Source organism: Labrys miyagiensis, from assembly GCF_030160835.1.
GTDB classification, from domain to species: Bacteria; Pseudomonadota; Alphaproteobacteria; order Rhizobiales; family Labraceae; genus Labrys; species Labrys miyagiensis.
In genome coordinates, this window is the sequence record NZ_BSPC01000026.1 from 153366 (window position 1) to 166562 (window position 13197).

The window sequence follows — 13197 nt, forward strand, 5'->3', positions numbered from 1 at the left end:
AGAGGTTCCTGGGACCGCAGGCGTCTCGCCTGCATCTTGAACCACAGCGTTTCCAAGGGCAGGCGAGACGCCTGCGGTCCCAGGAACGCCTTTTGTGCCCCGCCTTGTCTGGAGAAGCGCGATTTGGTGTGCCGACCTCCAGGTCGGCATGTAAGCGGCGCGTTTGAGGATAGGGTGCCGATCTGGAGGTCGGCACACCAAGGGCGCAGCCTTGCTCGGTGCTCCGGTCTTCTTCGCCCCTCAGAAGGTCAGCGCCTTCACCTGCACCACGTTGGGGATGGTGTTGATCTCCTTAAGCAGCGGCTCGCTTACCGCCTGGTCGATGCCCACCAGCGCGATGGCATTGCCGCCCTCGAAATCGCGGCCGAACTGCATGTGGGCGATGTTGATGCCGTTCTCGCCCAGCACGGTGCCGATGCGGCCGATGAAGCCGGGGCGGTCGTGATTGGTGATGTAGAGCATGCGCGGCAAGAGGTCCGCTTCCACATTGATGCCCTTGATCTGCACGATGCGCGGCTTCGTGCCGGCGATGATGGTGCCGGCCACCGCGCGGGTGAGGGCCTCGGTCTCAACCTCCAGCGTGATCAGCGAATCATGGTCGCCGGTCTTCTCGCGCGTGGTCTCCTCGATGACGATGCCGCGTTCGCGGGCGACGCTCGGGGCCGCCACGATGTTGATGTCGGCGAGCATCGGGCGCAGCAGGCCGGCCACCGCGGCGCTGGTGAGGGCCTTGATCTTCATGTGGGCGACGTCGCCCTCATAGATGATGCGGATGGTCTTGATGTCGGTCTCGGTGAGCTGGCCGGCAAAGGAGCCAAGCTTCTCGGCAAGCGAGATGAAGGGCTTCAGGCGCGGCGCTTCCTCGGCCGTGATGGAGGGGAAGTTCACCGCGTTTGAGATGGCGCCGCGCAGGAGGTAGTCCGACATCTGCTCGGCCACCTGCAGGGCGACATTCTCCTGCGCCTCGGTGGTGGAGGCGCCGAGATGCGGCGTGCACACGACATTGGGCAGGCCGAACAGCGGATTGGCGTTCGCCGGCTCCTCGACGAAGACGTCGAGCGCGGCGCCGGAGACATGACCTGATTTCAGGAGTTCGGCCAGCGCTTCCTCGTCGAGCAGGCCACCCCGGGCGCAGTTGATGATGCGCACGCCCTTGCGCGTCTTGGCCAGGGCCTCGCGCGACAGGATGTTCCTGGTCTGCGGCGTCATCGGCGTGTGCAGCGTGATGATTTCGGCGCGCGCCAGGAGATCCTCGAGCTCGACCTTCTCGACACCCAGCTCCAGTGCACGCTCGGCGCTGAGGAAGGGATCGAAGGCGATGACCCGCATCTTGAGGCCGACCGCCCTATCGGCGACGATCGAGCCGATATTGCCGCAGCCGATGATGCCGAGCACCTTGTTGGTGATCTCGACACCCATGAAGCGGTTCTTCTCCCATTTGCCGGCCTGGGTGGAAGCATCGGCGGCAGGGATCTCGCGGGCCAGCGCGAACATCATGGCGATGGCATGCTCGGCGGTGGTGATGGAGTTGCCGAAGGGCGTGTTCATCACGATCACGCCGCGCGCCGTGGCCGAGGGGATGTCGACATTGTCGACGCCGATGCCGGCGCGGCCCACCACCTTGAGATTGGTGGCCTTTGCCAGGATCGCCGAGGTGACCTTGGTGGCCGAGCGGATGGCGAGGCCATCATAATTGCCGATGATCTCGGCCAGCTTGTCCTTGTCCTTGCCGAGATTGGGCTGGAAATCGACCTCGATGCCGCGATCCTTGAAAATCTGCACGGCGGCGGGGGACAGGGCGTCGGAGATGAGAACCTTGGGGGCGGGCATGGGGAGCTCTCTACTGGGAGCGCGGACGTCTCGTCCGCTCTTGGAAACGATGTCGGTGAGGGAAAGGAAGAGCGGACGAGGACATCCGCGCTCCCAGTTAGCCCAACTGGGCAATCGCCTTCTGGAACGACCATTCCAGCCAAGGCATAAGGGCCTCGACATCCGAGGTCTCGACCGTGGCGCCGCACCAGATGCGCAGGCCTGGCGGGGCGTCGCGATAGGAAGCGATGTCAAGCCCGGCCTTCTCAGCCTCGATGGCCGAGGAGAGCACCTTGGCAAAGGCCGCCTGGCCGTCGGCGTCGAGCGCCGCCACCTTGGGATCGACCACCTTGAGGCAGACCGAGGTGTTGGAGCGGGTAGCCGCATCCTTGGCGAGGAAATCGATCCAGGGCGTCTTCTCGACAAAGCGCTCGATGGCGGCGAGATTGGCGTCGGCGCGGGCGATCAGCCCGTCCAGGGCGCCCACGGCCTTGGCCCAGTTCAGTGCGTCGAGATAGTCTTCCACGCAGAGCATGGAGGGCGTGTTGATGGTCTCGCCCTTGAAGATGCCCTCGATCAGCTTGCCGCCCTTGGTGAGGCGGAAGATCTTCGGCAGCGGCCAGGCCGGCGTATAGCTCTCCAGGCGCTCGACTGCACGGGGCGAGAGGATGAGCATGCCATGGGCTGCCTCGCCGCCCAGCACCTTCTGCCAGGAGAAGGTGACGACATCGAGCTTGGGCCAGTCGAGGCGCTGCGCGAAGGCCGCCGAGGTGGCGTCGCAGATGGTCAGGCCCTCGCGGTCGGCGGGGATCCAATCGGCGTTGGGCACGCGCACGCCGGAGGTGGTGCCGTTCCAGGTGAAGACCACGTCACGCGTCCTGGTATCGACCTGGCTGAAGTCGACGAGATCGCCATAGCCGGCTTTGAAGACGCGGGCATCGGCAAGCTTGAGCTGCTTGACGACATCGGTGACCCATTCGGACCCGAAGGATTCCCAGGCCAGCATGTCGACGCCGCGGGCGCCGAGCAGGGACCACAGCGCCATCTCCACGGCGCCGGTGTCGGAAGCCGGCACGATGCCGATGCGGTAATCGGCAGGCACGCCCAGCACGTCGCGCGTCAGTTCGATGGCCTGCTCGAGCTTGGTCTTGCCGATCTTCGCACGGTGCGAACGGCCAAGAGCAGCGGATTTGAGGGCGTCGGGGGTCCAGCCAGGGCGCTTGGCACAGGGGCCGGAAGAGAAATTCACCACGGCAGGCTTGATAGCGGGCGTCGTGGCAACAGCGGTCTCGGCCGCCGGCATAGGCATAGTCATCGCGATGTCTCCATCCTCGCAGATGGGCGTCCCTCGTTGGGGAGGAATGTCCCGCCGCCCGTATGCGCGCTGCCGAGGATGACGTCAAGAGACTTTCGATGGTCGGGTGCAGGATATTTTTCTGGGAGCGCGGACGTCCTGCGACACTCAAGTGAGTGTCGCAGGACGTCCGCGCTTGGAAACGCGTCGCCTGCAGGAAGGGAAGAGCGGACGAGACGTCCGCGCTCCCAGATCACACCGGCACCAAGAGCAGGCTGGAAGCCTGCGATCCCAGGGTTACTTCACCGAGCCGGCCGTCAGGCCCTTGACGATGTAGCGCTCCAGGAAGATCCCGATCACCGCCAGCGGCGCGATTGCCGTCGTCGACAGGGCGGCCATCGACCACCAGTTGATGCCCTGCGAGCCCGTCTGGCTCGCCACCATCACCGGCAGCGTCTTGGCGTCCGAGGAGGTCAGCAGCGCCGCGAAGAAATATTCGTTCCAGCACAGCACCAGCGAGAGAATGAAGGCGGCCACCATGCCGGGCAGGGCGATGGGCAGGATGATGTGCCAGAAGGCGCCCCAGAGCGAGAGACCGTCCACCAGCGCCGCCTCGTCGAGTTCGGTCGGGATGGTGTCGAACTGGTCGCGCATGATCCAGATCACGATCGGCAGCACGGTGAGCGTGTAGAGCAGGATCAGGCCTATCCTGGAGTCGAGCAAGGCAAGCTCGCGATAGAGCACCAGGAAGGGCAGGGCCAGCACCACGGGCGGCAGGATCAGCTGCGACAGGAAGAAGAAGGAGATGTCGCGGTTGCGCATCCAGGCGAATTTGTACTGGAAGCGGCTGAGGCCATAGGCGGCGAGCGAGCCGATCACCACGGCGAGGAAGGAGGCGCCGAGCGAGGTGATCACGCTGTTGGTGAAGCGGGCGAGGAATTCATCGCGCGCCGTCGAGGTGGCGAAGATCGTATCGGGCGACAGGCCGAGCGAGCGCCAGCCCTTCCAGTCCGGCTGGAAGTCGAGCCATGGCAGAAGATGGCCCTGCGTGACATCGACGGCCGATTTCATCGAGGTGGACAGCGTCCAGTAAATCGGGAACAGGCAGATGAACGCCCACAGGACCAGCGCGCCATAGATCAGTACGCGGCTGAGGACGACGGTCGCCTTGAAGGCGGTGTCGCGGGGCGGGGCGATTGGAGCTGCGGCAGCGGTATTGGCCATGATCCATCCCTCCCGATCAACTGCTGCGCTGCATGAAGCGGCTGGCGAAGTTCAGCAGCATGGTGACGAAGAGGATGATCACCACGAGATAGAACATCGCCAGCATGGTGCCGTAGCCGACATTCGAGCGATCCCGGTATTCGCGATAGATGAAGCTCGACACCGTATCGGTGGCGCCGCCCGGGCCGCCGGAGGTGGTGTTGATCACGATGTCGGCGAGCTTCAGCTTGAAGATGATCCTGAGCACGATGGCGGTGACGCTGACGGGCAGCATCAGGGGGAAGATCATCTCCTTGAACTGCTGCCAGCCCGAGGCGCCGTCGATCTTGGAGGCCTCCATCACCTCCTTGGGCAGGGCCTGGAGGCCGGCGAGCAGCAGGATCATCAGGAAGGGAATGGAGACCCAGGCATCCATCGCCTCGATGCTGAGACGGGCGATCCAGGGGTCGGTGAAGAAGGAGGGGCTCTTCCAGCCGATGTCGCGCATCAACCGGGCCACCGGGCCGTAGCGATATTCCATCATCGACTTGCCGACCATCCAGCTCACCGCCACGGGGCTCAGCATGAAGGGCAGGAGGAAGGCGACGCGGAAGAATTTGCGTGCCTTGATTTCGGCATTGAGCAGCAAGGCAAGGCCGAAGGCGATGGCGTATTCCACGAACACCATCAGCACGTAGAAGACCATGTTGAGCAGCGCATTCCAGAAATCGGCGTCGTGAAAGAGCGTGACGAGATTGTCGATGCCGTTGAAGCGTTGACCGGCAAAGGAACTGAGGTTCCAGTCTGTGAAGGCGATGTAAAGCCCGAACAAAGTGGGGAAGATCACCATCGCCACGGTGAACAGCACCGCCGGCAGGATGAAGAGCGCCTGCTCGCCCGCCTCCCCGCGCATGAGCACCTGGCCGACACCGAGCGCGATCGACCACAGCACGAAGACGTAGAGCACCGGGCGCCAATTGGCGAAGCCGAAGGCAAGGCCCTGATTCTCGTGCAGGAATTGCAGGAGGGCGGCGGCGATCAAGAGGAGAGAGGCGCCGCCGATGAGGGCGCGCCCGGCCATCAGGCGCCCGCTCGAGATCGAGGAGGGGATGTAGGTCGAAGACTGCGACATCGAGTTCCCTGGGAGTGCGGACATCCTGTCCGCTCTTGGAAACGGAGCGTTCGGAAGAAAGGGTGGGCGCTGATATCGTGGCTGCGCCCACTCTCAAGTGTTTGAGGCATCAGCGAGGAAGAGCGGACATCGCGACATGCGAGCATGTCGCTGTGATGTCCGCGCTCCCAGCTACATCCCCAGCGAGGCCTTGTAGAGCGCGATCTGCTTCTCGCGGCCGATCTGGTCGGTCAGCTTCTCCCAGGCCGCGGCGATCTGGTCGGCGCCTTCCTGGGCCTTGAGCTTGCCGGCGAAGGTCTTGGCGAGGATGTCCTCGGCAAGGCTGTAATATTGGAAGATGCCGGGAATGCGCGGTTCGATCGCCCCGTTCGGATGATTGTACGAGTTGAACTGCGAGGCGAGATAGTTGGAGATGAAGTCCTTCTCGTAGCCGGCCGACACCCACTCGTCGATGTGGCCCTGGCTGTTGCGGTAGCACTGGAAGCCGGAGGGATAGACGGCCGTCCACAGGGCAAGGTCCTTGCCGCCGAGATGAGCCGCGGCGCTCCAGGCGGCCTTGTGCTTCTTCTCGTCCTTGTCGACGCGGGCCATGACATAGACGCCCCAGCCGAGATAGGCCAGATTCGGCGCATAGTTCGGGCCGCTCGGCAGTTTCTCCCAGGCACCTTTCTTGGAATTGTAGACGTCGTCGGAGCCCGGCAGAATGTCGAAGCCGCATTTGTCGCCAATGACGGACGAGTCGTTGGTCTTGGCGTTGGAGCCGATATCGCCCCACCACGCGCACATCGAACCCGTGCCGCCGAGGAACTGCTGGAAGCCGGTGGTGTTGGGGTCGGCATTGAGCTGGTCGGCCGGTTCCGACGGTAGGGCGTCGATCACGTCCTGGATGGCGCGCACCCAGGCTGGATTGTTGACGCGCGGCTTCATGGTGTCGACGTCGAACAGCCAGGCCTTGTCGTCGGGATGCTTGGCATAGGCGCTGGCGCGGCTGCCGAGGAAGTAGAAGCCGAACCCGCCCCAGGCCTTGCAGGCGTCGAGATAGCCATAGGCATCCTGGCCGCCGATCTGCTTGCCCTTGAGGAATTTCGTTACCGCCTGCACCTGCTGCCAGGTCTTGGGCACCGTCCATTCGGTGGTGTTGCCGGCATCCTTCCAGGCCTTGGCAAGCGCCTCGTCCTTGAAGTAGTCGGTGCGGTAATTGAAATTATGCGTGTCGCCGTCGATAGTTACGCGATATTGCTTGCCGTCCCAGGTGCCGACGGGGGGCTTGAGATAGTTGACCAGATCGTCCATGTCGATCTGTTTCTTGACCCAGTCCGGCATCTCCGAGGCCAGGCCCTTGCCGCAGACATCGCCTTCGAAGGGTGCGCCCATTTCGAGGATGTCGAAATCGACCGTGCCGGTAGCGATGGACTGCTGCAGGCGGGGTGTGTAGTCGGCCTGCGCAAGGTCGATCCAGGTGATCTTGGCGCCGGTATAGGCCTCCCAAGGCTTCAGGAAGCCGCGAAACAGCAGATTATGCAGGTTCTGGTTGTTGAGGCCCATGAAGGAGAGCTCGACACCCGCGAACTCGCCTTCCTTGATATTCGCCTTGGTGGCGCCGAGGCAGAGTTCACCGACTTTCTGCCAGTCCGCATCCGTGGGCGAACCCTTGCCGACACCCGGGATCTGCAGGATCTTGGTGCGCAGGTCGCTCGCCTCGTCCGCCATGGCGGGGGCTATGGCACTGCCTGCACCCAGACCGCCAAAGGCCGCGAGGGCTCCGGCGCCGGCGGCTCCCTTCAGGAGCGAACGGCGGCTCGCCTGGAGGGCGAGGAAACGTTTGTAATCATCCAGTCTCATGTCAAATCCTCCCGTTTCGATACAGCTCGTTCTTGTTATTGGCCGCACTTGACACGGCAGGCGGCTTTGAGCCGCGATCCCTGGTGTTTTTCGAGCGCGTGGATGCTAGGAAGCAGCCTCCGCCGCTGTCAACAAAATAGTACGCGCTTCTCAGTAAATCTGCGACTGGCAATTGCCGGGTCGCTCCAGGCGCTGAATTGGACAGCCCGGTATATTTCAATCTCTCTTATAGAGAGGGATGCGATACGTACGAACAATCTGTCGAGATCGTGGATCACGCGAGATTATTCGGCTTGTATCCCAGTAAAAGCTATCGTCAGATGAAGGGTATTCCGCCATTTTCTTGCAGGTTATCTCGATAGTTGTAAGGCGCCGGCATTTGAACTTCGGCGTTCATCGCTCCCTATGCAGGATAACATCAGCGATAGGTCTGACCAATGTATCGAAGGGGCATCCGCCCCATTGCCCCTTTGCCTGCCTCAGTTCAAGCGCAGGCCCGTCTCCGCGTCGAACAGATGCACCGCTTCCACAGCCGGCGTCAGCGCCAGCACTTGGCCCGGTCCGACCGTCACGCGCTCGCGGAATACGCCGAGCAGCTTCTGTTCGCCGATATGGGCGAAGACCTGCGTCTCCGAGCCCGTCGGCTCGACGACAACGACCTTTGCCTGCAGCGAGCCGCCGAGCGTGAAATGTTCGGGGCGGATGCCATAGATGACGCGCTTGCCCTCGCCACCGGCGGGGATGCCGGCAACCGGCAGCTCCATGCCGTCATCGGTGACGAAATGGGGCGAGGGGCTGGACTCAAGCCGGCCCTTGATCATGTTCATGGCAGGCGAGCCGATGAAGCCGGCGACGAACAGGTTGGCCGGCCGGTCATAGAGCTCGAGCGGGGAGCCGATCTGCTCGATGATGCCGTCATGCAGCACCACGATGCGGTCGGCCATCGTCATGGCCTCGATCTGGTCGTGGGTGACATAGATGGTCGTGGTCTTCAGGCGCTGGTGCAGTTCCTTGATCTCGGCCCGCATCTGCACGCGCAGCTTGGCGTCGAGGTTGGAGAGCGGCTCGTCGAACAGGAAGACCTGCGGCGCGCGCACGATGGCACGGCCCATGGCGACGCGCTGGCGCTGGCCGCCGGAGAGCTGGCGCGGATAGCGGGCGAGATAAGGGCCGAGGTCGAGGATCTCCGCGGCCTTCCTCACCCGCTCGTCGATCTCGGCTTTCGGCGTCTTTCGGATCTTGAGGGCAAAGCCCATGTTCTCCGCCACCGTCTTGTGCGGATAGAGCGCATAGCTCTGAAACACCATGGCGATGTCGCGGTCGCGCGGCGGCAGGTCGTTGACGAAGCGCTCGCCGATCTTGAGGCCGCCCTCGGAAATCGGTTCCAGCCCGGCGATCATGCGCAGCAAGGTGGACTTGCCGCAGCCGGACGGGCCGACCAGGGTGACGAACTCGCCATCCTTGATGGCGATCGAGACCCCATGAATGACCTTCTGGGCCCCGTAGGATTTCTTGACGTCGATGACATCCACGGAGGCCATAGTGTGTTTCCTTGTAAGGCAAATTCGTCAGACAAGGGATTGGTAGCCGAAGAGTTCGCCATCCGGCAAGGGTATGCAGATCGAGCGCAGGAACCACCGGCCGATTCCTGGGACCGCAGGCGTCCCGCCTGCTCTTGGAACCGGAATGCCCGCCGGATGGGAAGAGGCAGGCGAGACGCCTGCGGTCCCAGGAAGGCCTCCCCCGTCCACGCTCAATTCAGCTTGTATCTCAAGCTGATGCGCAGCTCGTTGTCCCAGATCGTGTCGGCCGCGACACTGCCTGTGGCCGTCGAGCCGGCACCTGCCTTACCCAGATCGAGCAGGCGGTAGTCGGCGTCGACCGTAACCTTCTCGCTCACCGCATAGCTTACGCCCGCGCCGACCTGCCAGGCGAAGCGCCAGTGGCCCTCCCCCGAAGCGGCGGGGCAGGGACCGTTGCACTGGCCTGCGAGCTTCAGGTCGTCCCAGTGCAGGTGGGCCACGCCGAGCCCCGCGCCGAGATAGGGCGTGAGGCCCTTCCAGGTGCCGATGTCGTAATAGAAATTGGCGAGCACGGGCACGGCGCTGAACTCGCCCTTGAGCGTGCCGCTGCAACCCGTGCCGCAGGCGCCGGTGAAACGCTCGGAGAAGTCGCGGCGGCCGAGATAGTCGAGCGAGATGTCGCTGCGCAGCCAGCCCCATTGATAGCCGACGGCGCCGCCCACGGCCCAGCCGGCATGCAAAACCTCGCCCCTGGTGGCGACGCCCGGCACGGTATAGGGCCGCAGCGAGGGGCTGGCGGGCAGGCTCACGCCGGCGCTGCCACGCAGATACCAGTTGGCGCCGCTATCGCCGTCATCGAGACTGCCGGTCTCGTCGAGCGCCGGCAGGGGCGGCAGCAGGCCGGCCTGTGCCAGCGTCGGCGCGGCAAGGACGGCAAGAGTGGCGAGGAAGGGCCAGGCGAGGCGGCGCATTCGGGGGTTCCCAGCCGCCCTTGTCGGCGACTCACTTCACGTGTTTGAACACCACTGTGAGCGAGATTTCTTAAACCTTTGTTAACCCTAATAAATCGTGAATGAGGTTGCGTTCGCGCGCGAAAGACGCCACATCCGCGCGGGGAGGCACCATGAAAGCCAATAATACCCCGTCCGCCGAGGACGCCATCGTCCGCGTTTCGGGCGTCAGCAAGACTTACAAGACGGGTTTCCGGGCCCTCGGGAACATCGACCTGACCTTGCGGCGCGGCGAGATCTTCGCTCTGCTTGGCCCCAATGGTGCCGGCAAGACGACGTTGATCTCGATCATCTGCGGCATCGTCAACCCGTCGAGCGGTACCATCATCGCCGACGGCCACGACATCATTCGGGACTACCGCGCCGCCCGCACCAAGATCGGCCTGGTGCCGCAGGAATTGTCCACCGATGCCTTCGAGACGGTGTGGGCCACCGTGAATTTCAGCCGTGGCCTGTTCGGCAAGCCGCGCAACCCGGCCTTTCTCGAGAAGATCCTGCGCCAGCTCTCGCTGTGGGACAAGAAGGACAGCAAGATCAATACGTTGTCGGGGGGTATGAAGCGCCGTGTGATGATCGCCAAGGCGCTCTCGCACGAGCCGCGCATCCTGTTCCTGGACGAGCCGACGGCGGGCGTCGACGTCGAGCTGCGCCGCGACATGTGGGAGATGGTGCGGGGCCTGCGGGAGAGCGGCGTGACCATCATCCTCACCACCCATTACATCGAGGAAGCCGAGGAGATGGCCGATCGCATCGGCGTCATCAACAAGGGCGAGATCATCCTGATCGAGGACAAGGTCGAACTGATGCGCAAGCTCGGCAAGAAGCAGCTGACGCTGACTTTGCAGCAGCCGCTGGAGACGGTGCCGCCGGCGCTCGCCTCCTACCGCCTCGACATCGCCGATAATGGCAACCAGCTCATCTACACCTTCGACGCCAAGGATGATCCGGAAGTGCTCGCCCGCCTGCTCCACGATGTCGGCGAAAGCGGCATCGGCTTCAAGGATCTACAAACCAGCCAGTCCTCGCTGGAGGATATCTTCGTCAGCCTGGTGGGGGCGCATTGATGAATTTCCACGCCATCCGCGCGATCTACATCTTCGAGATGTCGCGCACTTTCCGAACGCTCCTGCAGAGCATCGCCTCGCCGGTGATCTCGACCTCGCTCTACTTCATCGTCTTTGGCTCGGCCATCGGCGCCCATATGAACCAGGTCGATGGCGTCAGCTATGGCTCCTTCATCGTCCCCGGCCTGATCATGCTGGCGATCCTGACGGAGAGCATCTCCAACGCCTCCTTCGGGATCTACATGCCGAGATTCATCGGCACGATCTATGAAGTGCTGTCGGCGCCCGTCTCGGTGGTCGAGATCGTCGTCGGCTATGTCGGTGCGGCCGCCTCCAAATCCATATTGCTCGGTCTCATCATCCTGATCACCGCACGGCTCTTTGTCGGTTTCTCGATCGAGCATCCCGTCTGGATGATCGCCTTCCTGATCCTGACCTCGGTGACCTTCAGCCTGTTCGGCTTCATCATCGGCGTGTGGGCGGACGGCTGGGAAAAGCTGCAGATCGTGCCGACGCTGATCATCACGCCGCTGACTTTTCTCGGCGGCAGCTTCTACTCGATCTCGATGCTGCCCGAACTCTGGCAGAAGATCACGCTGTTCAATCCGGTGGTCTATCTCGTCAGTGGCTTTCGCTGGAGCTTCTACGGCGTCTCGGATGTCGATGTCGGCGTGAGCCTGGGCATGACGCTGGTGTTCATGACGCTCTGCGTGATCGCCATCGTGGCGATCTTTAGGACGGGGTACCGCATCAAGGCGTAGTCTAGACTTATCCAAGAGCAGATGGATCAAGACCCGAGAGCGATCGCATTGTCGCTTTCGGATCTACTCATCGGTCTACTGCACTGTAACTGCTCGGACATGTCGAATGAAGACCCCAGGAAGATAAGCGGTGGACGTGGAGTTTTCCTTCGCAGCCATCTGATAGGCGAAATGATCCCACCCGGTATAGCCAGGTGCCGGAGTATATTCCACGAGGATTCCCTCGACAGGTTTGCGATAACATGCAGGCTGAAGCGCGTCATAAGGCGGAGCGGTTGGCACGTCCTTGGCTTTGCGGATCGTGAGGGTGCCATGCGAAGGCTGTTCTGTGACAGTGACGGGCGGGTAATCTCTGAAAGTGCAATCCGGTTTCATGTCCTCGATGAAAATGACCTTGTTGGTTCTGTCAGCGTCGGCTTTGAAGTCCGTCGTGAGAATGAAGGAGCCATTTGGCAACTGCTGCAGCGGGCCGTAAGTGGTCCCGGTGGTTTCGCAGCTGGCGACGCCGAGAGCCAATGCCCCCATGGTTACGATCTTATATACAAAATTCACGCGCAGCTCCCCGCCGAATGTTAACGTAACGTAATGTTACTGGCAGAAGGCTGCGAGGGATGCAATGGCTTGTTGGTTATCATAGACAGAGCGGGCTGAACAAAAGCAGGTAGACCAGACGACATGCCATCCATTGCCCAACGCTTTCACGTCGCCCGCCGGGACGCTCGCCCTCTCCCGGATTTCCCCGGCACCCTGCCCGACACCCTCGCTGACGCCTACGCCATCCAGGAAGAGGCGATCGGCCTGTGGCCCGACGCAGTCGCCGGCTGGAAGGTCGCCTCCATCCATCCGGATCTGCGCGAGCGCTTCCTCGCTGCCCGGCTGGCGGGGCCCGTCTTTTCCAGGGGCGTCTACCGCGTGGCGCCGGGCGCCGTTGCGCAAGTGCCGGTCATCCGCGGCGGCTTCATCGCCGTGGAAACCGAGATCGGCCTTGTCGTCGGCGCCGACATCGCGCCCCGGCCGGCGCCCTGGACACTGGCGGAACTGCTGCCTTATCTCGCCAGCGCGCATGTGGCGATGGAGATCGCCGGCTCGCCCTTGCCCACCATCAACGATATCGGCCCGATGGCGGTCATCTCCGACTTCGGCAACAACACCGCCATCGCGATCGGCGCGGAAATCCCCGGCTGGAGAACAGACGGTTTCGAAGGCCTGAAGACGCAGATGCGTATCGACGGCAAGCTGATCGGCGAGGGTGCGGCTGTTGGCGCCAATGGCGGGCCGCTCGATGCCTGCCTCTTCCTGGCCAATCATCTTGCCACCCGTGGACGGGGCCTGGGAAAGGGCGATGTGATTTCGGCTGGCGCCACCACCGGCGTCCATCCGCTGGAGATCGGGCAGGTGGCGGAGGCGGTTTGCGTGGGCGTGCCGCCGCTGACAGTGCTGCTGGGAGCGCGGACGGCGGCGTAACCTTCCCGGGTGCGCGGACATCTTGTCCGCCTCTTGGAAACGAAATGATCAACAGAAGGGGCGGGATCATGCGGATCCGCCCTTTGCCTTTTTCT

Annotated in this window: 11 protein-coding genes; 3 read left to right on the forward strand and 8 right to left on the reverse strand. The window is 63.0% G+C overall.

Going from position 1 to position 13197, the window contains the following annotated elements; translation table 11 throughout:
• Positions 1–240: 240 nt before the first annotated feature.
• From serA to QQL24_RS15270, 7 genes are all read right to left on the reverse strand, one after another.
• On the reverse strand, positions 241–1830 hold the full coding sequence (gene serA, locus QQL24_RS15240; protein ID WP_284313101.1) for a phosphoglycerate dehydrogenase: 1590 nt from the start codon (positions 1828–1830) through the stop codon (positions 241–243).
• 97 nt (positions 1831–1927) lie between these two features.
• Positions 1928–3124 (reverse strand): phosphoserine transaminase, encoded by a 1197-nt coding sequence (locus QQL24_RS15245; protein ID WP_284313102.1) that lies wholly within the window; start codon positions 3122–3124, stop codon positions 1928–1930.
• A gap of 276 nt (positions 3125–3400) precedes the next feature.
• A complete protein-coding gene (locus QQL24_RS15250; RefSeq protein WP_284313103.1) occupies positions 3401–4327 on the reverse strand; it encodes a carbohydrate ABC transporter permease in 927 nt (308 codons plus the stop codon).
• A gap of 16 nt (positions 4328–4343) precedes the next feature.
• Positions 4344–5462, reverse strand: coding sequence for a carbohydrate ABC transporter permease (locus tag QQL24_RS15255; protein WP_431310691.1), 1119 nt, complete (start codon positions 5460–5462; stop codon positions 4344–4346).
• Between the two features lie 147 nt (positions 5463–5609).
• Positions 5610–7280: a type 2 periplasmic-binding domain-containing protein gene (locus tag QQL24_RS15260; protein WP_284313104.1), complete on the reverse strand. Its 1671-nt coding sequence runs from the start codon at positions 7278–7280 to the stop codon at positions 5610–5612.
• A 479-nt stretch (positions 7281–7759) separates the two neighbouring features.
• Positions 7760–8821 carry an ABC transporter ATP-binding protein gene (locus QQL24_RS15265; protein ID WP_284313105.1) on the reverse strand — a complete coding sequence of 354 codons (1062 nt, stop codon included), beginning with the start codon at positions 8819–8821 and terminating at the stop codon, positions 7760–7762.
• Positions 8822–9033: 212 nt separating this feature from the next.
• Complete coding sequence (locus QQL24_RS15270) at positions 9034–9774, reverse strand: outer membrane protein (protein WP_284313107.1); 741 nt, start codon at positions 9772–9774, stop codon at positions 9034–9036.
• Between the two features lie 152 nt (positions 9775–9926).
• Between QQL24_RS15270 and QQL24_RS15275 the strand changes: the two genes are divergently transcribed.
• Together QQL24_RS15275 and QQL24_RS15280 are read left to right on the forward strand one after the other, a co-directional pair.
• The gene (locus tag QQL24_RS15275; protein ID WP_284313108.1) at positions 9927–10877 is read left to right on the forward strand and encodes an ABC transporter ATP-binding protein; all 951 of its coding nucleotides are present in this window, start codon (positions 9927–9929) and stop codon (positions 10875–10877) included.
• Complete coding sequence (locus tag QQL24_RS15280) at positions 10877–11638, forward strand: ABC transporter permease (protein WP_284313109.1); 762 nt, start codon at positions 10877–10879, stop codon at positions 11636–11638. The genes QQL24_RS15275 and QQL24_RS15280 overlap by 1 nt, the downstream gene beginning before the upstream one ends.
• 75 nt (positions 11639–11713) lie before the next feature.
• Here the strand turns inward: QQL24_RS15280 and QQL24_RS15285 are convergent, their stop codons facing one another.
• Positions 11714–12190 carry a hypothetical protein gene (locus QQL24_RS15285; RefSeq protein WP_284313111.1) on the reverse strand — a complete coding sequence of 159 codons (477 nt, stop codon included), beginning with the start codon at positions 12188–12190 and terminating at the stop codon, positions 11714–11716.
• Between the two features lie 123 nt (positions 12191–12313).
• Between QQL24_RS15285 and QQL24_RS15290 the strand changes: the two genes are divergently transcribed.
• Positions 12314–13102: a 2-keto-4-pentenoate hydratase gene (locus tag QQL24_RS15290; protein WP_284313112.1), complete on the forward strand. Its 789-nt coding sequence runs from the start codon at positions 12314–12316 to the stop codon at positions 13100–13102.
• The last annotated feature ends 95 nt before the right edge of the window (positions 13103–13197 follow it).